The sequence below is a fragment of the Variovorax sp. TLI9-5A genome (genome assembly GCF_056867935.1).
Genome location: NZ_CP200310.1, coordinates 1,400,327 through 1,420,043 on the forward strand (window position 1 = coordinate 1,400,327; position 19,717 = coordinate 1,420,043).

Annotated in this window: 19 protein-coding genes; 5 read left to right on the forward strand and 14 right to left on the reverse strand. The window is 69.6% G+C overall.

The window, feature by feature from the left end:
* Window positions 1–14: 14 nt before the first annotated feature.
* Window positions 15–1,703: an adenylate/guanylate cyclase domain-containing protein gene (locus AC1VNX_RS06790; protein WP_483156016.1), complete on the reverse strand. Its 1,689-nt coding sequence runs from the start codon at window positions 1,701–1,703 to the stop codon at window positions 15–17.
* Between the two features lie 29 nt (window positions 1,704–1,732).
* On the opposite strand from AC1VNX_RS06790, the gene AC1VNX_RS06795 reads away from it, so the two are divergent.
* The gene (locus AC1VNX_RS06795) at window positions 1,733–2,479 is read left to right on the forward strand and encodes a Crp/Fnr family transcriptional regulator (RefSeq protein WP_483156017.1); all 747 of its coding nucleotides are present in this window, start codon (window positions 1,733–1,735) and stop codon (window positions 2,477–2,479) included.
* Between the two features lie 12 nt (window positions 2,480–2,491).
* Here AC1VNX_RS06795 and AC1VNX_RS06800 read toward each other — a convergent pair whose 3' ends face one another.
* Both AC1VNX_RS06800 and AC1VNX_RS06805 read right to left on the reverse strand, forming a co-directional pair.
* On the reverse strand, window positions 2,492–2,965 hold the full coding sequence (locus AC1VNX_RS06800; protein WP_483156018.1) for a DoxX family protein: 474 nt from the start codon (window positions 2,963–2,965) through the stop codon (window positions 2,492–2,494).
* Window positions 2,966–3,096: 131 nt separating this feature from the next.
* Window positions 3,097–4,026, reverse strand: coding sequence for a LysR family transcriptional regulator (locus AC1VNX_RS06805; RefSeq protein WP_483156019.1), 930 nt, complete (start codon window positions 4,024–4,026; stop codon window positions 3,097–3,099).
* A 186-nt stretch (window positions 4,027–4,212) separates the two neighbouring features.
* Here AC1VNX_RS06805 and AC1VNX_RS06810 point away from each other — a divergent pair, with 186 nt between their 5' ends.
* The 3 genes from AC1VNX_RS06810 to AC1VNX_RS06820 all read left to right on the forward strand — a co-directional run bounded on the left by AC1VNX_RS06810 (window position 4,213) and on the right by AC1VNX_RS06820 (window position 7,646).
* A complete protein-coding gene (locus tag AC1VNX_RS06810; protein WP_483156020.1) occupies window positions 4,213–5,811 on the forward strand; it encodes a glycosyltransferase family 39 protein in 1,599 nt (532 codons plus the stop codon).
* 143 nt (window positions 5,812–5,954) lie between these two features.
* A complete protein-coding gene (locus AC1VNX_RS06815; protein ID WP_483156021.1) occupies window positions 5,955–6,800 on the forward strand; it encodes an intradiol ring-cleavage dioxygenase in 846 nt (281 codons plus the stop codon).
* An 87-nt stretch (window positions 6,801–6,887) separates the two neighbouring features.
* Window positions 6,888–7,646: a sulfite exporter TauE/SafE family protein gene (locus AC1VNX_RS06820; protein WP_483156022.1), complete on the forward strand. Its 759-nt coding sequence runs from the start codon at window positions 6,888–6,890 to the stop codon at window positions 7,644–7,646.
* Window positions 7,647–7,664: 18 nt separating this feature from the next.
* On the opposite strand, the gene AC1VNX_RS06825 is transcribed toward AC1VNX_RS06820, so the two are convergent.
* From AC1VNX_RS06825 to AC1VNX_RS06845, 5 genes are all read right to left on the reverse strand, one after another.
* Window positions 7,665–8,024, reverse strand: coding sequence for a DUF1428 domain-containing protein (locus AC1VNX_RS06825; RefSeq protein WP_483156023.1), 360 nt, complete (start codon window positions 8,022–8,024; stop codon window positions 7,665–7,667).
* Window positions 8,025–8,094: 70 nt separating this feature from the next.
* Window positions 8,095–9,561: a DHA2 family efflux MFS transporter permease subunit gene (locus tag AC1VNX_RS06830; RefSeq protein ID WP_483156024.1), complete on the reverse strand. Its 1,467-nt coding sequence runs from the start codon at window positions 9,559–9,561 to the stop codon at window positions 8,095–8,097.
* Between the two features lie 35 nt (window positions 9,562–9,596).
* Window positions 9,597–10,016, reverse strand: coding sequence for a VOC family protein (locus AC1VNX_RS06835; RefSeq protein ID WP_007833153.1), 420 nt, complete (start codon window positions 10,014–10,016; stop codon window positions 9,597–9,599).
* 18 nt (window positions 10,017–10,034) lie between these two features.
* Complete coding sequence (locus AC1VNX_RS06840) at window positions 10,035–10,562, reverse strand: SRPBCC family protein (RefSeq protein WP_483156025.1); 528 nt, start codon at window positions 10,560–10,562, stop codon at window positions 10,035–10,037.
* A gap of 40 nt (window positions 10,563–10,602) precedes the next feature.
* Window positions 10,603–11,040, reverse strand: coding sequence for a VOC family protein (locus AC1VNX_RS06845; RefSeq protein WP_483156026.1), 438 nt, complete (start codon window positions 11,038–11,040; stop codon window positions 10,603–10,605).
* Window positions 11,041–11,171: 131 nt separating this feature from the next.
* Here AC1VNX_RS06845 and AC1VNX_RS06850 point away from each other — a divergent pair, with 131 nt between their 5' ends.
* On the forward strand, window positions 11,172–11,825 hold the full coding sequence (locus AC1VNX_RS06850; protein ID WP_483156027.1) for a TetR/AcrR family transcriptional regulator: 654 nt from the start codon (window positions 11,172–11,174) through the stop codon (window positions 11,823–11,825).
* Window positions 11,826–11,843: 18 nt separating this feature from the next.
* Here AC1VNX_RS06850 and AC1VNX_RS06855 read toward each other — a convergent pair whose 3' ends face one another.
* The 6 genes from AC1VNX_RS06855 to AC1VNX_RS06880 form a co-directional block, all read right to left on the reverse strand.
* Window positions 11,844–12,335, reverse strand: coding sequence for a MarR family winged helix-turn-helix transcriptional regulator (locus tag AC1VNX_RS06855; protein WP_483156028.1), 492 nt, complete (start codon window positions 12,333–12,335; stop codon window positions 11,844–11,846).
* A 46-nt stretch (window positions 12,336–12,381) separates the two neighbouring features.
* Window positions 12,382–14,130 (reverse strand): acyl-CoA dehydrogenase family protein, encoded by a 1,749-nt coding sequence (locus AC1VNX_RS06860; RefSeq protein ID WP_483156029.1) that lies wholly within the window; start codon window positions 14,128–14,130, stop codon window positions 12,382–12,384.
* 29 nt (window positions 14,131–14,159) lie between these two features.
* Window positions 14,160–15,905: a tannase/feruloyl esterase family alpha/beta hydrolase gene (locus tag AC1VNX_RS06865; RefSeq protein ID WP_483156030.1), complete on the reverse strand. Its 1,746-nt coding sequence runs from the start codon at window positions 15,903–15,905 to the stop codon at window positions 14,160–14,162.
* A 46-nt stretch (window positions 15,906–15,951) separates the two neighbouring features.
* Entirely contained in the window at window positions 15,952–16,686 is a 735-nt protein-coding gene (locus AC1VNX_RS06870; protein ID WP_483156031.1) for an ABC transporter ATP-binding protein, read from the reverse strand.
* Between the two features lies 1 nt (window position 16,687).
* The gene (locus AC1VNX_RS06875; protein ID WP_483156032.1) at window positions 16,688–18,499 is read right to left on the reverse strand and encodes a branched-chain amino acid ABC transporter ATP-binding protein/permease; all 1,812 of its coding nucleotides are present in this window, start codon (window positions 18,497–18,499) and stop codon (window positions 16,688–16,690) included.
* A gap of 161 nt (window positions 18,500–18,660) precedes the next feature.
* Window positions 18,661–19,701, reverse strand: a complete 1,041-nt coding sequence (locus tag AC1VNX_RS06880) for a branched-chain amino acid ABC transporter permease (protein ID WP_483156033.1) — start codon at window positions 19,699–19,701, stop codon at window positions 18,661–18,663.
* Between the last annotated feature and the right edge of the window lie 16 nt (window positions 19,702–19,717).

The window sequence follows — 19,717 nt, forward strand, 5'->3', positions numbered from 1 at the left end:
CTTTCGGCGATTGGTCAGAGGCAGGAGGCTGCCGCGTGCTGTCCGTAGAGCACCACGAGCGGCTCGGAGCGGCCGCGCACCGTGAGCGTTTCGGCCGTGCCCATGGCGTGCGCGACGCCGGCCTTCTCGGCGGCGAACAACGACACAACGAGGCGAGAGGCGGCAGTCTTCGAATGGTCCTGCAGCCGGCTCGCGGTGTTGACCACTTCGCCGATGGCGGTGAATGTGGTGGTCTCCAGGTAGCCCACCTCGCCGACCGCCGCGCGGCCCGCATGCAGGCCCATGCCGAACTCCAGCCGCTGGCCGAACTGCGCCTCGAAGCCTTCGCTCCATGCGTCCATGCGCTGGCCGATCAGCTCCGTTGCCCGCAACGCCTGCCTGCATGCGGTGGGCAGGTCGCAGTCGAGGCCGAAGATCGCCATCACGCTGTCGCCGATGAACTGGTTGGGCACGCCGCCGCTCTCGCGCACCGCCGCGCCCACGGTGGCGAAGTAGCGGTCGAGCACGTAGGCCAGGTCGAAGGGCCACTGCCGCTCCGACAGGCCCGACCAGCGCCGCAGGTCGACGAAGAGGATCGCCACGTCGCGCTCGCGCCCGAAGCTGCCGACCGGCGCGGGCCGGCCCTCGTTGGGCAGCGGCGCGAACAGCGGCGTGACCTCGATGTCGCCGCGCGGGCGCAACTGGCAGGCCAGCCGCACGTCGGCCGGCGCGCGCACCCGCTCGAGCGTGCGCCGCTCGTCGCGGCCCGGCTCGCCGATATGGTCGGCCGGGCCGGCCACGCGCACGCGGCAGGTGGAGCAGCGCGCGCGCCCGCCGCAGATGGAGACGTGGTCGATGCCGTGGGAGCGGCTCGCCTCCAGCACGCTCCAGCCATGCGGAACATGCACCGTGCGGCCGGGGTAGCGCAGCGCCACCTGCGGCTGGCGCGACCAGCGCGCAAGTCCGTTGCGGCCCCAGCGCGCCGCCAGCAGCGCGACCAGCGCCAGCCCGTAGCCCCACTTGATCGCGTTCTCGGCCGTGCCCAGCGCCTTGCCCTGTTCGGCCGTGGGCAGGGCGGTCGGCGGCACGCCGGTCCACTGGAACTCGCGCCCCATCGAGACGAAGCCCATCGCGGCGGTCAGCGGCAGCACCACCGCGACGGCCAGCAGCAAATGAGAGAAGCGTCGCCACACCGGCTTGGCCCGCAGCGCGAAGTGCAGGCCCAGGCAGCCGTGGGTCCAGGCCGCCAGCATCATCAGCAGTTGCGCGGCGGCGCCCTGCCAGTCCCAAAGGCCCCAGACCACGCGCACGTACGAGCCCTCGATGCCGTAAGCCAGGTAGGCGCCGCGCATGGCCGTGAGGTGCGTGGCCAGCAGCAGCGGCAGCGCGAAGCCCAGCGCCACGCGCAGGCCTTCGAGCGGGGGCATGCGCAGGGTGCGCCGTTCCCAGAGGGCGATCGCCGCCAGCGCCAGGTGCGCGGCGGCAGCGCTGTACAGCAGCGCGGTGCCCGCAAGCGTGTGCCAGAAGGCCTGCACGCCGCGCAGCACGGTCTCGGCGGCGGCAAAGGAATAGATGCCCAGCGAATGGTTCAGCAGGTGCACCGTGACGTAGGCCATCAGCACCAGCCCGCTCGCCCAGCGGAGATTGCGCCGCGTGGGCGGTCTCAGCGAAAAGGCGGCGGCAGATGTTGCGTCAGGGGGGGCGTCAGGGGAACGTCTGGCCATGAACGGGTTCGAAGCGGCACCCGAGCATAATGCGCGCGCCCCTACCGTCCCCCGGCATGGCCAAACCCGAACCTACCCCCCGCTCCAGCCTCGCGCTGCGCCAGATCGCGCTGCTCGAAGGCCTTTCCGACCAGCGGCTGGACCTGCTGGCCCAGCAATGCCTGTGGCACAGCGTGGAGGCCGGCAAGCCCCTGCTGCTGCGCGCCGAGCAGCAGGGCGAGGTGTTCCTGCTGGTCTCGGGCCGGGTGCGGGTGACGACCTATTCGGCCAATGGCCGGCAGGTGACCTTCCGCGATTCCGAAGCCGGCGAGCACTTCGGCGACATCTCCGCCATCGACGGCGGCCCGCGCTCCGCCGACGTTGTCACGCTCGAACCCAGCGTGGTCGCCAGCCTCGACCGCGCTTCATTCATGGCCCTTTTGCGCGACGAGCCCCTGGTGGCCGGCCGGGTGATGCTGCGGCTGGCCTCTCTGGTGCGGCAGCTTTCCGAGCGCGTGATCGACCTGAGCACCCTCGGCGTGCAGAACCGGCTGCATGCCGAACTGCTGCGCCTGGCCCGCGCCGCCGGCGTGGAGGGCAACCAGGCCCGGCTCGACCCGGCGCCCAGGCATGCGGCGCTGGCCAGCCAGATCAGCACCAACCGCGAGCAGGTGACCCGCGAGCTCAACGTGCTGGCGCGCAGCGGCGTGCTGCGCAAGGACGACAAGGCCCTTCTGGTCGCCGACGTGGCCCGCCTGGAGGCGATGGTTTCGCAGGTCAGGGGCGACGCCGGCTGAGCCTCGGGGCGATCAGTTCCAGCGGCCCTTGGTGCCGCCGAGAGAGAAGCGGCCGGCGCCCAGCAGCACCACGGTCAGCGCGCCGAACAGGTACAGGCCCTGCAGTTCCAGCGCCCAGCCGCCCTGCTTGGTCATGGCGAACAGGTCGGCCATGTGCACCAGGCCGAAGGCCACCAGCATGTTGATGACGACCACGCCCGCGGCGGCGCGGGTGTAGATGCCCGCGATCATCAGCAGCGGCGCGACGATCTCGCCGACGTACACCAGGTAGGCGATCCCACCCGGCAGCCCGGACTTGGCCAGCATGCCGGCGATGAAGCCCACGCCGGCCGACAGCTTGAAGATGCCGTGCAGCAGCACCAGGAAGCCGATCGTCACGCGGATCAGCAGCTTGCCGGAGTCGTCCAGCGTGGCGGGGGAGAGGGCGGACAGCGGCGACGCGATCGGCGCACGCGGGGTGTTGGCGGCGGTGGCCTGGGTGTTCATGGCAGATCCTTGCAGGGTGGAAACGGTGGGTCCGCCGCGGAATGCGACGGTTGCGGTTCCAGTGTGCGGGGCTGCGGAAATGCGGAATGTGCGTTTACGCACATCTTTTGGCGAAAGCCCCCAGTCCGGGGTCAGTGGGGGCCGAAGTGCGCTGTCCACTTGCGCTCGTAGTCCATTTTGCGGAAATGGGCTGCCATGAAGTCGATGAAGCTGCGCACCTTGGCCGACAGGTGCTTGCGGCTGGGGTAGGCCAGGTTGATGGTCAGGTGCGGCAGGTCCCAGTCGTCCAGCGTGGGCACCAGCCGGCCGGCCACGATGTCGTCGTAGACGATATAGGTGGGCTGCACCAGGATGCCCATGCCGTCGAGCGCGGCGGCGCGCAGCACCTGGCCGTCGTTCGACTCCAGCAGGCCCGTGACCGACACCGTGTGCGTCTCGTTCCCGCGGCGAAAGCGCAGCTCGTTCGGGTTGTTGGCGTGGGTGTAGATCAGCAGCTTGTGCTGTTTCAGCTCGTCCAGGGTCTTCGGAAAACCGTGCTGCGCGAAGTAGCGCGGCGAGGCTGCGAGGAGGCGCCGCGTCTCGCCGAGCCGGCGGATGGTCACGTTCGAGTCGGGCTCGAACTCGCGGGTGCGGATCGCCACGTCGATGTTGTTGTCGATCAGGTCGAAGTAGCGGTTGGCCGCCTCCACATGCACCGTCACGCCCGGGTAGCGGTCGGTGTACTCGCGCAGCAGCGGCGCGATGTGGTGGATCGAGAACGACAGCGAGGCCGTCACGCGCAGCGTGCCCGTGGGGTTGAGCGCGGTGGCGTTCACCGCCGATTCGGCGTCCGACAGGTCGGCCAGGATGGTGCGGGCGCGGCCGCAGAACTCGCGGCCGGTGTCGGTGAGGTACAGCCGGCGCGTGTTGCGCTCGACCAGCCGCGCGCCCAGCCGGGCTTCCAGCGCGCTCAGGTGGCGGCTCGCGGCCGCGTTCGAGAGGCCCAGCGCCTCGGCCGCACGGCTCAGGCTGCCGGCATCGGCGATCTGCACGAGCAGGGCGATTTCGGTCCAGCGGTCCATGGGGTGTGTCTCCGGGGCTTGCCTGCGTGCGCGGTCTTGTCGGGCCGATCCTGGGCCAATCCGGGCCGGCCGGGCTGGCCGGGCCCTGGACGCCTGCAGGCAGGCTGGCGATTCTATGTGGCGGGGAGCGCGGGCAGAGTGGGTTGGTCAGGTGCCGTTAGGGCTGCAGCTTTACAAAGGGAGGCAATGAATTCCTGGCTGATCCCGCCCGGCACCCGTCCGGCGCCCGCGTTCGCGCGGCATCTTTCCCTGAATGGCGTGGTCGTCGTCGCACTGCTGGCGCTGGTGGTGCTCTGGACGCTGCCCATGGCGGGCTTCTACGAGACGCCGCCCTGGGACAACGTCGAGGAACTCTTCTGGGGCGGCAGCCCGCAGTGGGGCTACTACAAGCACCCTCCGCTGCCGAGCTGGCTGATGAGCCTGCCGGTCTTGCTGGCCGGCCGCCAGCCCTGGCTGACCTATGCCGTCGGCGTGGGCTGCGGCGTGGGCGCGCTCTACATCATGTGGCGCTGGTCGCTGGGCATGATGTCGCCGATGCGGGCGGCGCTCGCGGTGCTGCTCGGCTCGCTCGTGACCTACCACGTGCAGCGCGCGACCATCTTCAACCACAACACGGTGCAGTTGCTGCCGATGGCGGGCTACTGGTGGATGCTCTGGCGCGTGCTGCGCACGCCTTCGGCAGGCGGTCGCTTCGACTGGCTCTGGCTGGGCGTGTTCGCGGCGCTGTCGATGCTCACCAAGTACAGCGCGCTGGTGCAGTTCGCGGTGGGCGCGGGCTTCATCGTCCGCGAGGGCTCGTGGCGCGACGCGCGCGTGCGCCGCGACCTGCTGCGCGCGAGCGGCGTGGCGCTGCTGCTCATGGCGCCGCACCTTGCATGGCTGGTGCAGCACGGCGACCAGACCATCGGCTACGCGCGGCACTCGGTGCATCCGTCGGGTCCGCTGCTGAAGCACGTGCACCCGAGGCCGCTTCGCATCCTGCTGGTGCAGGTTGCGCGCCTGTCGCCGATGCTGCTGTTCGTCGCGTGGGCCTGGTTCACGCGCGAGCGCGCTCCGGTGCCACCAAAGACGCAGCAGAACGGCTTCGACCGCCGCTTCCTCGCCTGGGCCACCTTCGGGCCGGTGTGCCTGGTGCTGGCGATGTCGGTGCTCTTCAACATGCGCCTCGTGGCTTCGTGGCTCAGCACCTTCTTCCTGCCGGTCGCCGTGTGGGCGGTGATGGTGGTACCGGGCCTCGAAGCCGAGCGCTGGACGCGCCGCCGATGGATCGGCACCCTCGTGGCGGCTGCAATCCTCCACATCGCCGGCTCCCTCGGCCAGGCCTGGGTCGATGGCGTCTGGAGCGCGCGCCATGGCTACGTCACCCGCGCCAACCTGCCATCGGGGCAGATCGCAGAAGCCGTCCAGGCCGTATGGCGCGAGCGCGCCGGCGAACGTCCGCTGCGGCTGATGGTGGGCGACACCTGGTTCACCGGCGCGGTGGTGCTGCACATGGACCCGGCCGTGCAGCTGCTGATCGACGGCGATCCGCGCACCTCGCCATGGCTGCCGCCCGATGCGCTGGCGCGCGAAGGCGGCATGGTGCTGATCCTCGACACGCCGGAGTTCCGCTCCGAGGGCGCGCTGCTGGAGCCGCTGCTGGCCACCGCCAGTTGCAGCGGCAGCCTGCGCCTGCCCTGGGCGGGCGAGGACGACGCGCGCAGCGTGCGGGTGCGCTGGGGCATCCTGCCGGGCAGCGATGTGCAGGAAGAGCTGCGGAGCTGCCTGCCGGCGGCCTCGCCCTGACCCGGACCCGGACCCGGACCTGGCGCTCGACCATTCCGCTGCGCGGAAAAATCATTTGCGCGCGGGGTGCTTCAACCGGCGCGGCGCGCAGCCTACAGTCTCCCGAAGTCGAAGTTCGACCGGACAACATGGAGACAGCCACGATGCGCAACCTCAACCAGGACAACATCACGCAGGCCGTGCTCGCGCGCTTCGCCGACACGCCCGACCCGCGCCTGCGCGAGATACTGACCAGCCTGGTGCAGCACCTGCACGCCTTCGCGCGCGAGGTGAAGCTCACCGAGGACGAGTGGTTCCAGGGCATCCAGTACCTCACGGCCACGGGCCGGAAGTGCGATGACAAGCGGCAGGAGTTCATCCTGCTGTCGGACGTGCTGGGGCTTTCGATGCTCACCATTGCGATGAACAACGACAAGCCCACCGGCTGCACCGAGGCCACCGTGTTCGGCCCCTTTTATTTCGAGGGCGCGCCCGAGTACGAGCATGGCGACGACGTGGCCAACGGCGCCGAGGGCGAGCCCTGCGACGTGTTCGCCACCGTGCGCGGGCTCGACGGCGAGCCGGTGGCGAATGCGGTCGTCGACGTGTGGCAGGCCGACGCGGGCGGGCACTACGACGTGCAGCACGCCGGACTCGACCACGCGGAGAACCGCGGCACGCTGCGCACCGGACCCGACGGCTCGCTGCATTTCCGCAGCGTGGTGGCGGTGGCGTACCCGATCCCGGTCGACGGGCCGGTGGGCGACCTGCTGCGCGCGACGAAGCGCCATCCGTGGCGGCCCGCGCACCTGCATTTCAAGATCGAGGCGCCGGGCTACGAGCGGCTCATCACGCACGTGTTCCGCGAGGGCGACGAGTACCTGGATTCGGACGCGGTGTTCGCGGTGCGCCAGTCGCTGGTCGCGCCTTGGAAGAAGCAGGACAACGGCCGCTGGCGCCTCGACTTCGACTTCGTGCTCAATCCGCTGAAGCAGACGGCTCGCCGGTAGCCCCGCAGCCGGCACGCCCGGTGCCATGCTGCTACGCTCGGAAGACAAGCCCGCTCCCAGGCGGGTTTTCTCTTGTCTTTCTTCCCCATGGCTTTTCCCCTGATCACCGACCCGTACTTCTACGCGGTCGCCATTCCCGCCGTGCTGCTGCTCGGCATCAGCAAGAGCGGCTTCGGCGCGGGCTTCGGCTCGCTCGCGGTGCCGATGATGGCGCTGGCCGTCACCGTGCCGCAGGCGGCGGCCATCCTGATGCCGCTGTTGCTGCTGATGGACGTGCTGGGCCTCGCGGCGTTCCGGCGCGACTTCGACCGCTCGCTGCTGAAGTTCCTGATTCCTTTCGGGCTGCTGGGCACGGTGATCGGCACGCTGCTGTTCCGCATGCTTTCCGCGCACACGGTGGCGGGCATCGTCGGCGTGTTCACGCTGCTCTTCCTGGCGCAGCGTTTGCTCTTTCCGCCCAAGCCCAACGATCCGCTGCCCTCGCGCGGCGTCGGCGCGGTGCTGACCACGGTGTCGGGCTTCACCAGCTTCATCGCGCACGCGGGCGGCCCGCCGATCAACGCCTACGTCATTCCGCTGCGGCTCTCGCCGGTGATCTTCACGGCCACCATGGCCTACTTCTTCTTCGTGGTGAATCTCAGCAAGTGGATTCCCTACGCGTGGCTCGGCCTGCTCGACTTTCGCACGCTGGCCACCTCGCTGGTGCTCATGCCGATCGCGCCCTTCGGCGTGTGGGTCGGCATCCGCATCGCCCGCCGCATCGATGCGACGTGGTTCTATCGCTTCGTGTACCTGGGCATGTTCCTGACAGGGCTCAAGCTCGTCTATGACGGGTTCCTCGCCTGAGCCCTGCCCAGGTTTCGGTCAGAACTCGACGATGGACTTGAAGCCGCCGAAGATCATGCGTTTTCCATCGAAGGGCATAGTCTTTGGGTCCATTGCGGCGATGCGCGGGTCGGCCATGACCTTCGCGTTGACCGTGTCGCGGTGCTTGCGCGACTTGTAGACGATCCAAGAGAAAGCCACGGTCTCGTCGGCCTTGAGTTTCACGCTCTGCGGAAAGGAGGTGAGCTTGCCGGGCTTCACGTCGTCGGCGATGCACTCCACGTATTCGATCGCGCCGTACTCCATCCAGACCTTGCCGGCCTTGCGCGCGAGCTTGCGGTAGGCCTCTACGTTGGCGTTGGGGATGGCGATGATGAAGCCGTCTACATAGCGAGCCATGGTTGTTCTCCTGAATAGTCTGTGGAACCGTTGAAGAAAGAAGACCGGTGGTTGCATGGCGTGTTGCCGCTCATTGCGATGCCGCCGTTCCCTGGGGTGCCGCTGTTTCATCGTTGTTCTGCATCTGCCCCGGCATGGCGGAGCGAAGCAGCAAGGCACCGAGCAGACCCGCCGCCGCCGCGAACACGGCGCCGACGAGAAACGCGAGGTTGTAGCCGCCGGTGAGCGCCAGCGGCATCTGCGCGCCGGCGGCTTCCATCGACGCGGAGCGCGCGGCCGCCGCGCTGGCCAGCACGGCCAGGCCCAGCGCGCCGCCCATCATGAAGGAGGTGTTGACCACGCCCGAGGCCAGGCCCGAGTCGGCGGGGCTCACCTCACTCATCGCGGCCAGCAGCACCGGGTTGAAGGCCATGCCCGCGCCCAGGCCCAGCAGCATCATGCCGGGCAGCACGTCGACCACGAAGCTGCCGTTGACCGGCGCGCGCGCGAACAGCGCCAGCCCGATGGCCGCGAGCCACAGCCCGGCCGCCAGCGGCTTGCGGATGCCGAAGCGCATCACGATCTTTGCCGAGAGGCCCAGCGAGAACACCGCCATGATGATGTTGGCCGGCAGGAAGGCCAGGCCGATCTGCATCGGCGTGTAGTTCAGCACCAGCTGCATGTAGAGCGCCGAGATGAAGAACCACGCGAACATGGCCGCGGCCCACAGCACGCCGACCACGTTGGCCACCGACACGCTGCGCAGTTTGAACAGGCCCAGCGGCATCAGCGGATGCTGCACGCGCGACTCGATGGCGATGAAGATCGCGAGCAGCACCACGGCCGCGCCCAGCAGGCCGAGCGTCTGCGTGGAGCCCCAGCCGGCCTCGTTGCCGTTGACCACGCCGTACACCGCGAGCATCAGCGACAGTGTGACGGTGATGGCTCCGGCCACGTCGAGCTTCTCGCCGTGGGCATGGCCGCGCGCGCTGGGCAGCAGCGCCACGCACAGCGCATACACCGCCACGCCGATCGGCAGGTTGACAAGGAAGATCCAGTGCCAGCTCAGCGTGCTCGTGAGCAGGCCGCCCAGCAGCACGCCGATGCTGCCGCCGCCGGCGCACACGAAGCCGTACACGCCCATCGCCTTGGCGCGGTCGGCCGGCTCGGTGAAGAGATTCATGATGAGCGAGAGCGACACGGCGGACACCACCGCCCCGCCCAGGCCCTGCACCGCGCGCGCCGCCACCAGCAGGCCCTGCGAGGTCGAGACCCCGCAGGCCAGCGATGCCAGCGTGAACAGCACCAGGCCCGCGAGGAACACGCGGCGGTGGCCGTACAGGTCGCCGAGCCGGCCTCCGAGCAGCAGGAAGCCGCCGAAGGTCAGCATGTAGGCATTCACCACCCAGACCAGCGAGGTCTCGGTGAAGCCAAGGTCGGTACGGATCGAGGGCAGCGCCACGTTCACGATGGTGGTGTCGAGCACGATCATCAGGACGCCGAGGCACAGCACCATCAATGCGAGCCAGCGCTTGCGGCTGTCGAGTTGGTTGGTCATGGGAAGCGGTTTTCTTGAAGCAGGAAGGGGACGGTTCAGACCAGCGGCTTGCCGCCGTTGATGAGCCACGGAGTGCCGAAGCGGTCGGTCACCATGCCGAAGCCTTCGACCCAGAAGGTCTTCTCGAAGGGCATTCCGACGTGGCCGCCTTCGGCGAAGGCGTCGAAGACGCGGCGGGCCTCGGCCACGGTCTCGATGGTCAGCGCGACGCCGAAGCCCTTCATGCCTTCGTACGGCTGGCCGGGCATGGAGTCGGAGGCCATGAGGATGCCCTGGCCGTAGGCGAGCGAGGCATGCATGATGCGCTTCTTCGCCTCGGGCGGGAACTGCTCGGTGTCGGGCGCTTCGCCGACGGTCATCATCATCTGCATGGTGCCGCCCAGCGTCTTCTCGTAGAAGCGCATGGCCTCGGCTGCGTTGCCGTCGAAGGTGAGGTAGGCGTGGATGTGGGGCATGATTTTTCCTTTCGGGAATTACTTTTCGGTGGCGGCCTTCAGGTTGGCAAGGCCCGTCTCGAAGTCCTTGCCGATCATCTGGTCCATGTTGAAGAAGATGCCCATGAGCTTGGCGACATAGGGACTCGGGCCGTACATGGCCCAGGTGACCTGCGTTGCATTGCCCTGGGGCTGCAGCGTGAATTCAGCGGTGTTGTGGCCCTCGAAGGGCTTGATGAAGTCGAGCTTGATCGCGACCTTCGACGAAGGCGCCGACTCCACGATCTCCATGCGGCCCGCGCCGGCCTTGTCGTTGCCCTCCCAGGCGTAGGTCGCGCCCTTGCCGCTCGCGCTGCCGCCGAAGCTGCGCTTCATGGCGGGGTCGAGCTTCTCGTAGGGCGACCAGGTGCCCCAGCGGTGGAAGTCGTCGATCAGCGGAAAGATCTTCTCGGCCGGCGCCTCGATGCGCGCGGTGCGTTCGACGCGGAAGGTGTCGGGCCGGGTGGCCGCGAAGATCAGCAGCGCGGCGATCGCGAGCACGACGACGAGGGCGATTTTCTTGAGCATGGCGGGGCTTTCGGGAGATTGGCTGTGCGAGCGGGTGCGATCAGGCGGGGTGCGCGACGACCAGCAGCCAGCCTACGCCGAAGCGGTCGGTCAGCATGCCGAAGTTGGAGGTGAAGAAGGTGGGAATCAGCGGCTGCATGACCTGGCCGCCTTCGGCCAGCGCGTTGAACCACTTGACGACCTCGGTGTCGGTGCTGGCGGTGAGAGCGAGCATGACGCCCTCGAACTTCGCCTGGCCAGAGCAGCGGCCGTCGGAGGCCATCAGCTCGGTTTCGCCGATGCGGAACACCGCGTGCATCACTTTCTCGGCATCGGGCGTGCCGCCGGCGCAGCCGGCTTCGGCGTTCTCCGAAGGGGCGCCTGCAGGCGCTTCCTTGTAGCGCATGAGCTGGACGACTTCGGCGCCGAGCGCCTTCTTGTAGAAGCCGAGCGCTTCGTCGCAGCGGCCTTCGAACGAGAGGTAAGACTGGACTTTCATGACGATTCCTTTGGACTGAAGAGGTGACTCGGAGGCCCCCGGTGTCTCGGGCCGCAAACAATCGGATTACTTTGTGTACACCGTCCACAAAGAATAGCAGAGATAATGGACAGTGTCCACATGGAGATGAGATGAAGCTCAACAACGTCCCCGACAGCCTGCCGCCTGCGCGCAGCACTTATCGCCACGGCGATTTGCGCCGCGCGCTGCTGGAAGCAGGCATCGAACTGGCCCGCGACGGCGGTCCCGACGCGGTCGTGTTGCGCGAGGCCACCCGGCGTGCCGGCGTGGTACCCAACGCGGCCTACCGGCACTTCGGCAGCCGGCAGGAACTGCTGCTGGCAGTGCGCGAGGCGGCCCTGGCCGCCGCGGCGCAGGCAATGGAAAAGGAGTTGGCCGCCCAGCCCTGCGACCAGCCCCCCGCCGACTTCGCGCGCGGGCAGGTGCGCGCCATCGGCACCGCCTATCTGCGTTTCGCCCAGGCAGAGCCCGGCCTGTTCCGCACGGCCTTCGTGATTTCCGACGAGGGCCGCGGCGAGCTCGGCCCCGGCAAGGCCGGCGCGAGCGGGCTGGACCCGTTCCAGCTGCTGGGCAAGGCCATCGACCGGCTGGTGGACGCCGGCGTGCTCGATGCGGCGCGGCGCCCGAACGCCGAGTACTGCGCGTGGAGCGCAGTGCACGGGCTGGCGCTGCTCATCATCGACGGGCCGCTGCGCGAGATTCCGCCCGAGGCGGCCTATAAGTTGGGCCAGCAGCTGATCGACATGGTCGAGCGAGGCCTCTGAGGCCCTTCCGGGTTCCCGCTAGAAATAGATCTTCTGCAGCAGCCGTATCAGTGTCTCGCGCTCCCGCGCCGTGAGCTTGGCGCTGGCATCGGCTTCGAGCTGGATCACGGTCTGCTCCGCCTCGCGGATCAGCGCCTCGCCCGAAGCCGTGAGATGCAGCCCGACCGCGCGCCCGTCATGTGGATGAGGGCGGCGCTCTATCAACCCCCGGCTGTCCAGCGTGGCCACCAGGCTCACGAGATTCGGCGGCAGGATGTCCAGCGCATTGCACAGCTGCCGCGAGGTGGCGCCCGGGTTGTGCGCCAGCAGCGAGAGCACCGAGAAGTCGATCTGCTTGAGCCCGTATGGGGCCATGCGCTCCGCGAAGAAGGCGCTGACGATCAGCCAGGCCCGGCGGGCGTTGTAGCCAACCAGTGTTTCGAGCATGCGTGCGTCGAGCCGGTCCGGCTTGCCTTGCGGCGCCGCGGCCTGCTCGCCTTTGGCGGGAGCGGATTTCGGGGTGGAGGCCATGGCCCGAGCGTAACCCCGAGCGGACGCCCGCGAATGCCCGGAGTGGCTAGTTGGAGACACCGGTGCCGGGCGTAGCTGCATGGGTCAGAGCCACTGTCTCGCAGGCCCGCTTGACGATGCCCAGCCGCATCTCGAATTCCGGCAGTACCCAGCGCCGGAACGCGGCGGCCACGCGAGCCTTCTGCGCATCCTGCGGCGCGGCCGCCTCGATGCGCGCCCAGGCCCAGGCCATCATCGCGAGCATGGTCACGCGCAAGTAGTCGTCGGCTACCTCGTACGGCAGCACCGGATTGGCATGCGCCGCCATCGCGACGGTGGTGCCCAGGTAGCGCAACTGCGCCAGCCGCCGCTGCACGTCGGCATCGGCCTCGCGCGAGGCGTCCAGCGTGTCGCGCAGCTCCAGCAGCACGGCCGACATGGCGGCGCCGCCGTCGGGCAGCACCTTGCGCACCAGCAGGTCAATGGCCTGGATCTCGTTGGTGCCCTCGTAGATCATCGTCACGCGCGAGTCGCGCACGATCTGCTCGATGCCCCATTCGCGCACGTAGCCATGGCCGCCGAGCACCTGCAGGCACTCGCTCGCGCCGTGAAAAGCCTGGTGCGTGCACGCGGCCTTGAGCACCGGCGTGACCAGCGAGCACCAGCGCTGGGCGCGCTCGCGGGCCTTGGGGTCGGCGTCGTGCGCGGCCACGTCGAGCATCAGCGCGCTGCGGTAGGCGAGGGTGCGCGCGCCGTCGATCCAGGCGCGCTGCGTGTCGAGAATGCGGCGCACGGCCGGATGCTCGGCGATCAGGTCGGCGCTCTCGCCGCCGCGGCTGGCGGGCACGGGGCCGGGCGCGCGCATCTGGCGGCGCTCGGCGGCGTAGGCGTCGGCCTTCTGCCAGGCCGCGTCGAGCAGGCCGATGCCCTGCAGCGCCACGTGCAGCCGAGCCGAATTCATCATCACGAACATCGCGGCCAGACCACGGCCGGGCTCGCCGACCAGCCAGCCGGTGGCGTCATCGAAGCGCATGGTGCAGGTGGGGCTGCCGTGCAGGCCCATCTTCTCCTCGATGCGCTCGCAGTGCACCGCGTTGCGCGTGCCGTCGGGCAGCAGCTTGGGCACCAGCGCCAGCGACAGGCCCTTGGGGCCGGCAGGCGCATCGGGCAGCCGGCACAGCACCAGGTGGACGATGTTCGGCGTCAGGTCGTGCTCGCCACCGGAGATGAAGATCTTGCCGCCGCTCACCCGCAGGCTGCCGTCGGTCTGTGACACGGCGCGCGTGCGCACCTGGCCGAGGTCGCTGCCCGCGTGCGCTTCGGTGAGGCACATGGTCGCGAGCCATTCGCCGGTCGCGATCTTCTGCAGATAGCGCTGCTTCAGCTCCTCGCTGCCGTGGTGCTTGAGGCAGGCGTACGCGCCGTGCAGCAGGCCCGGCGCCATCGTGAGGCCATGGTTGGCCGCGGCCAGCCATTCGTAGAGCACGGCCTCGAGCACCGCCGGCAGGCCCTGGCCGCCGTCTTCGGGCGCGGCCGAGAGGGCGGGCCAGCCGCCGCCGACGAAGGCCTGGTACGCATCGCGAAAGCCCGGCGGCGAGACCACTTCGCCGTTGGAGAAACGGCAGCCGGTTTCGTCGCCGCCGCGATTGACCGGCGCGACCACCTCGCCGACGAATCGACCCGCCTCCTCGAGCACCTGCGACTGCAGCGCCTCGTCGACTTCGGCAAATGGCGCGAGCGCGGCAAGGCGCGCGGGCGCATCGAGCACCGCATTCAGCAGGAAGCGGACGTCATCGGGGCGGGGCTGGTAGTCCATCGGAGGTTCGGTAGCTAACTAGGTGGGTATCAGGGTGTCGGCAGCTTGCAGGCGAAGCTGCCCGCGCGCTCGGCATCGCCGCCGGTGTAGGTGGCGACCTGCGGATAGGGGCACAGCGGCCGCGTGCGTTGCGCGGCCCAGCCGGCCGGCACTTCGGCGTTCGGCACCGGCGTGCCCGCGCCGCGTGCCGAGGCGGTGACGGACGCCGGCGCCTTGCCCTGCTCGACCCAGTCGACCAGCGCGCTGAGCATGTCGAACTGGTCGGTGGCCGGCCCGCCCGCGCAGTGGTTCATGCCGGGCACGGGGAAGTAGCGCGCGAACGAGGAGGCATCGCCGCCGTTCGCGGCCTGCACGCGCTCGTACCAGGCCTGCGTGTCGTCGGAGGAGAACACCGGGTCGCTGGTGCCGTGGTAGACGATCATCCGGCCGCCGCGCTCGCGCAGCGCGCCCAGGTTGGCCGCATCCGGCGGCGTCATGAACGACAGCGCCGATTCGCGGAACACGCCGTCGGTGGCGGCGATGCGCGGCGCGTCGCGGTCCATGTCGAAGCCCAGCGCGAAGGGCAGGCCCTGCGGCCGGTCGGCCAGCGGCGGCGTGCTGAAGATGAAGCCCACAGCGCCCGCGTCGCGCGTCGGCGGGCTCGCGAACTTCCACTCGCGCCAGTTGGCGCCGCTCACGCCCGCGTCGAACGGGAAGCCGCTGTAGACCGGCTGGCCGGCGCTGTTGCGCGCGCCCTTGAACACGTTGGCCAGCGCATTCTTCTGCGGCGCGCTCAGGCACATGCCGTCTCGCGTACCGGCGGCGCAGGTCGGCACGTCGCGCTGGATGTCGAAGCGCGTGCGGCAGGCGTTGACGTCCGACACGATGCCGTCGGCAATGCCGTCGAGCGCGTCGCAGCGCTGCAGCACCTTGTCGGCCACCAGCTTCAGCTCGGCGGGCGTGAAGGCGCTCTGCAGGTCGGGCTGGCCGGCGGGCGTCTTCGCGCTGGCCACCGCCGCGTACTGCTGCGCGCCGTAGAGCTGCGCGACCGCCGCCTTCGGCAGGTTGAAGCCGGGGTCACCCGCGAGCACGCCGTCGTACTGGCCCGCGGAGCGCACCGCGGCCACCATCGCATGCCGGCCGCCGTTGGAGCAGCCGCCGATGTACGAGCGGTCGGGCCCGCGGCCGTAGGCCTTGGCGATCAGGTTCTTGGCCATCGGCGTGAGCTGCGCGACGGCGTTGTAGCCGTAGTCCAGCCGCGCCTGCGGATCGAGCCCGAAGCGCGGCCCCATCGAGCCCGCATGGCCGGCGTCGGAGCTGATGACCGCGAAGCCCATCTGCAACGCGCTGCTGCGCGGTCCGCCGCCGCCGATGCCGCCCAGCGCGGGCACCACCACGCCGTCGAGCCCGCCGTTGGCCTGGTAGAAGAAGCGCCCGTTCCAGGCGACCGGCAGCCGCATCTCGAAGCCGATGGCATAGCGCTGGCCGTCGACGGGGCTGGTGCGCTCGTTCATGCGGCCCTGCACCAGGCAGTGCGCGGGCGCCGCCATCGCGACGCCGCCGACCGTGACGGTGCCGGCCGGCACCTCGGTGGCCGATGTGTAGACCGTGCCCGGCAGCACCGCGCGGGCGGCGAGGTCGGTGCAGGCCTGCAGCGTGCCGGGGCGCGCGGCGGGCAGCGGCGCATGTGGCGCCGGCGGCGCGGTGGACCGGCTCGCGCAGGCCGCGAGCAGCGCGGCGGCGGCGAGCGCGGTCGCGCACAGGGCAGGGTGGAAGCGGCGCTGTGGCTTCTTCATGCTGTCGTCTCCTTGCTGCCGCGCAGGTCGCGGCGTTGTCGTTGGCTCAGGCGGCTTTTCTCGCGGCGCCGAGGTAGGTGTCGATCACGCGCGGGTCGACGGCCAGCTTCTTCGCTTCGCCCTCGAGGCTCACGCTGCCCATCTCGAGCACGTAGCCGTGGTCCGCCACCTCGAGCGCGGCGCGCGCGTTCTGTTCCACCAGCAGGATGGTCACGCCGGTGGCGCGCAGCGCCTCCACGGTGCGGAAGATCTCCTGCACCACCAGCGGCGCCAGCCCGAGGCTGGGCTCGTCGAGCATCAGCAGCGTGGGGCGCGACATCAGCGCGCGGCCCACCGCCAGCATCTGCCGCTCGCCGCCCGAAAGCGTGCCGGCCAGCTGGGCGCGGCGCTCCTTCAGGCGCGGGAACAGCGTGTAGACCTCGTCGATGCGGTCGCGCCATTGGCGGTTGCGCAGCCGCACCTGGCGGAAGGCGCCGAGCACGAGGTTGTCTTCGACCGGCATGGTGCCGAACAGCTCGCGCTTCTCGGGCACCAGCGCGATGCCGAGCATCACGCGCTCTTCCAGCGACAGGCCGGCAATCGGCTGACCCTTGAACTCGACGACGCCCTTGGAGGGCAGCACGCCCATCAGCGCGTTGAGCAGCGTGGACTTGCCGGCGCCGTTCGGCCCGATCACCGTGACCACGCTGCCCTGGCCGGCCTGCAGGTCGATGCCGTGCAGCACTTCGGCGCGGCCGTAGCCGGCGTGCAGGTCGCGGATGCGGAGCAATGGAGATGTCATGTCAGTGCTCCGTTCCAAGGTAGGCGGCACGGACCTTGTCGCTCGCCTGCACCTCGGCGGGCGTGCCCTCCATCAGGTGCGTGCCGAATTCCATCACCACGATGTGGTCGCAGATGTCCATCACCAGTCCCATGTCGTGCTCGACCAGCAGGATGCTCATGCCCTCGCCGCGCAGCTGGCGCAGCACCTTGCCGAGCGCTTCCTTCTCCTTGTGGCGCAGGCCGGCCGCGGGCTCGTCGAGCAGCAGCAGGGCGGGGTCGGCGCACAGGGCGCGCGCAATTTCGAGCAGGCGCTGCTGGCCCATCGCGAGGTTGCCCGCGAGCTCGTGCAGGTAGTCGCCCATCCCCACGCGCTGCAGCTGGCGCTCGGCCTCGCGGAACAGCGCGCGCTCCTCGGCGCGGTCGATGCGCAGCATGGCGGCGACGGCGCCCTTGCGTCCGCGCAGGTGCGCGCCCAGCGCGACGTTCTCAAGCACCGTCATGTCGGCCACCATCTTCACGTGCTGGAAGGTGCGCGACACGCCGCGCTGCGCGATCTGCCGCGCGCCCAGTCCGCCGATGGCCTCGCCGCGGAAGCTCACCGCGCCGCCCGAGAGCCCGAGCACGCCGGTGATCAGGTTGAAGGTGGTCGACTTGCCCGCGCCGTTCGGCCCGATCAGGCCGACGATCTGGCCGGCGCGCGTCTGGAAGCTGATGTCGTTCACCGCCACCAGTCCGCCGAAGGTCTTGCGGATGGCGCGCACGTCGAGCACCACCTCGCCGGCGGCAGGCTTGGCGCGCGCGGGGAGATCCTTGGCGCCTTGCCAGTCGACGCTGCGGCGCGGACGCGGCAGGCGGCGGTCGACGAAGGCCCAGAGCCCGTCGGGCAGGTACTTGAGCACCAGCACGATCATGATGCCGAACACGATCAGCTCGTAGCTGCCGGCCGTGCCGATCAGCTTGGGCAGCAGCACCTGCAGCTGGTCTTCGAGCTGCTTGACAACGCCCGCGCCGGCAATGGCGCCCCACACGTGGGCCGCGCCGCCGAGCACCGCCATGAACAGGTACTCGATGCCCATCTTCAGCCCGAAGGGCGAGGGGTTCACCGTGCGCTGGAAGTGCGCGAAGAGCCAGCCGGAGACCGATGCGAAAAGCGCCGCGAGCACGAAGATGCCGATCTTGAAGCGCAGCGTGTTCACGCCCATGGCCTCGGCCATCTGCGAGCCGCCGGCCAGCGCGCGGATGGCGCGGCCGCTGCGCGAGTCGAGCAGGCGGATCACGGCAAACGCCGCGAGCAGCGCGAAGACCCACACCACCGCATAGAACATGCGCTGCTGGCCGACCTCGAAGCCGAACACCGTGAGGCCCTTCACGCCGAGGATGCCGTCGTACTTGCCCAGCGCCTCCAGGTTGCCCATCAGGTAGTAAAGCGACAGCGCCCACGCGATGGTGGCCAGCGGCAGGTAGTGGCCCGACATGCGCAGCGTGATCGCGCCGATGATCGCCGCGCTGATGCCCGTGAGAGCCATGCCGATGAAGAGCGTGACCCACGGCGACAGGCCGGTGTTCACCGTGAGGTAGGCCGTGGTGTACGCGCCGATGCCCACGAAGGCCGCCTGCCCGAAGGAGGTGAGGCCGCCCACGCCGGTGAGCAGCACCAGGCCCAGCACCGGCAGCGTGTAGATGCCGACGTAGTTGAGCTGGATGATCCAGAAGTCGGGCAGCGGCAGCAGAGGCAGCGCGACGAGCACCAGGACCAGCGCGAGCGGGCCCCAGGTGCGCAGGGCGCTCTTGTCGGGCGCTTGGGCCGTCGAGGGATTCAAAAGTGCTTCCATGTCAGATGCCCCTCGCGGTGCTCATCGCAGACGGTTCACCAACGCGGCACGGCCGGTGAGGGGAACACCGCGGAACCGGCTTTGCCGGGCCGCTGGTGTTGCCCCCGGCGAGGGGGTTGGCGAAGCGACACGAAGTGCGCGCAGCCTGGGGGAGTCTCATTTCAATGCTCCTCGTCCGAATGGCCGCTTTTCAGCGAGCGCCACAGCAGCACCGGCAGGATGATGGTGAACACGATCACTTCCTTGAACGAACTGGCCCAGAAGGAGCCGAAGGCCTCGATCACGCCCACCGTTAGCGCGCCGACGAGCGCGCCGGGGTAGCTGGCAAGGCCCGCGATCACGCCGGCCACGAAGCCCTTCAGGCCGATGAGGAAGCCGGAGTCGTAGAACACCGTGGTGGTCGGCCCGATCAACAGGCCCGAGAGCGCGCCGATAAGCGCCGCCATCGCGAAGGTCAGCTGCCCGGCCGCCTGGGTGGAGATGCCCATGAGCCGCGCGCCCAGCCGGTTCACGGCGGTCGCGCGCAGCGCCTTGCCGTACAGGCTGCGCTCGAAGAACAGGTACAGCAGCACGATCAGCGCGGCCGACACGCCGAAGATGATGAGCGCCTGCCCGCTCACGTTGAGCGGCCCGAGCGCCATGCGCTCGTCCCAGAACGGCGGGTTGCGGAAACCCTCCGCGCCGAAGAAGAGCAGGCCCAGCCCGGTCATCGCGAAGTGCACGCCCACCGAGACGATCAGCAGCACCAGCGAGCTCGCGCCCGCCAGCGACTGGTAGGCCACGCGATACACCAGCGGCCCGAAGGCCGTGACGATGAACACCGTGAGCAGCGCCTGCACGCCGATGGGTAGGTTGCGCGGGCCGGCCCAGGCCGAGATCGCGCAGATGACGGCCGGCGCCGCGAGGGTGCGCAGCGCTGCCTTCAGTCCGGCCGACGCGCTGCCGTTGTGGCGCCAGGTGACGACCAGGTCCATCAGCGCCGCGACGCCGGCCAGGATGAGCAGCAGCCACACCGTGCCCGGCGTCTTGCCGGTCTGGAAGATCGCCAGCGTCAGCGCGCCGTACGCCACGAATTCGCCCTGCGGAATGAAGATGACGCGGGTCACCGTGAAGACGAGCACGATGCCCATGCCCAGCAGGGCATAGATCGCGCCATTGGTGAGTCCGTCCAGCGTCAGGATGCTGGCGATTGAAAGGTCCATGGCGTGAGGTCGCGGC

Excerpts from the sequence above, each read along its gene's own strand:
- AC1VNX_RS06790 (WP_483156016.1), bottom strand. The coding sequence starts at position 1,703 with ATGGCCAGACGTTCCCCTGACGCCCCCCCTGACGCAACATCTGCCGCC.
- AC1VNX_RS06795 (WP_483156017.1), top strand. The coding sequence starts at position 1,733 with ATGCGCGCGCCCCTACCGTCCCCCGGCATGGCCAAACCCGAACCTACC.
- AC1VNX_RS06800 (WP_483156018.1), bottom strand. The coding sequence starts at position 2,965 with ATGAACACCCAGGCCACCGCCGCCAACACCCCGCGTGCGCCGATCGCG.
- AC1VNX_RS06805 (WP_483156019.1), bottom strand. The coding sequence starts at position 4,026 with ATGGACCGCTGGACCGAAATCGCCCTGCTCGTGCAGATCGCCGATGCC.
- AC1VNX_RS06810 (WP_483156020.1), top strand. The coding sequence starts at position 4,213 with ATGAATTCCTGGCTGATCCCGCCCGGCACCCGTCCGGCGCCCGCGTTC.
- AC1VNX_RS06815 (WP_483156021.1), top strand. The coding sequence starts at position 5,955 with ATGCGCAACCTCAACCAGGACAACATCACGCAGGCCGTGCTCGCGCGC.
- AC1VNX_RS06820 (WP_483156022.1), top strand. The coding sequence starts at position 6,888 with ATGGCTTTTCCCCTGATCACCGACCCGTACTTCTACGCGGTCGCCATT.
- AC1VNX_RS06825 (WP_483156023.1), bottom strand. The coding sequence starts at position 8,024 with ATGGCTCGCTATGTAGACGGCTTCATCATCGCCATCCCCAACGCCAAC.
- AC1VNX_RS06830 (WP_483156024.1), bottom strand. The coding sequence starts at position 9,561 with ATGACCAACCAACTCGACAGCCGCAAGCGCTGGCTCGCATTGATGGTG.
- AC1VNX_RS06835 (WP_007833153.1), bottom strand. The coding sequence starts at position 10,016 with ATGCCCCACATCCACGCCTACCTCACCTTCGACGGCAACGCAGCCGAG.
- AC1VNX_RS06840 (WP_483156025.1), bottom strand. The coding sequence starts at position 10,562 with ATGCTCAAGAAAATCGCCCTCGTCGTCGTGCTCGCGATCGCCGCGCTG.
- AC1VNX_RS06845 (WP_483156026.1), bottom strand. The coding sequence starts at position 11,040 with ATGAAAGTCCAGTCTTACCTCTCGTTCGAAGGCCGCTGCGACGAAGCG.
- AC1VNX_RS06850 (WP_483156027.1), top strand. The coding sequence starts at position 11,172 with ATGAAGCTCAACAACGTCCCCGACAGCCTGCCGCCTGCGCGCAGCACT.
- AC1VNX_RS06855 (WP_483156028.1), bottom strand. The coding sequence starts at position 12,335 with ATGGCCTCCACCCCGAAATCCGCTCCCGCCAAAGGCGAGCAGGCCGCG.
- AC1VNX_RS06860 (WP_483156029.1), bottom strand. The coding sequence starts at position 14,130 with ATGGACTACCAGCCCCGCCCCGATGACGTCCGCTTCCTGCTGAATGCG.
- AC1VNX_RS06865 (WP_483156030.1), bottom strand. The coding sequence starts at position 15,905 with ATGAAGAAGCCACAGCGCCGCTTCCACCCTGCCCTGTGCGCGACCGCG.
- AC1VNX_RS06870 (WP_483156031.1), bottom strand. The coding sequence starts at position 16,686 with ATGACATCTCCATTGCTCCGCATCCGCGACCTGCACGCCGGCTACGGC.
- AC1VNX_RS06875 (WP_483156032.1), bottom strand. The coding sequence starts at position 18,499 with ATGGAAGCACTTTTGAATCCCTCGACGGCCCAAGCGCCCGACAAGAGC.
- AC1VNX_RS06880 (WP_483156033.1), bottom strand. The coding sequence starts at position 19,701 with ATGGACCTTTCAATCGCCAGCATCCTGACGCTGGACGGACTCACCAAT.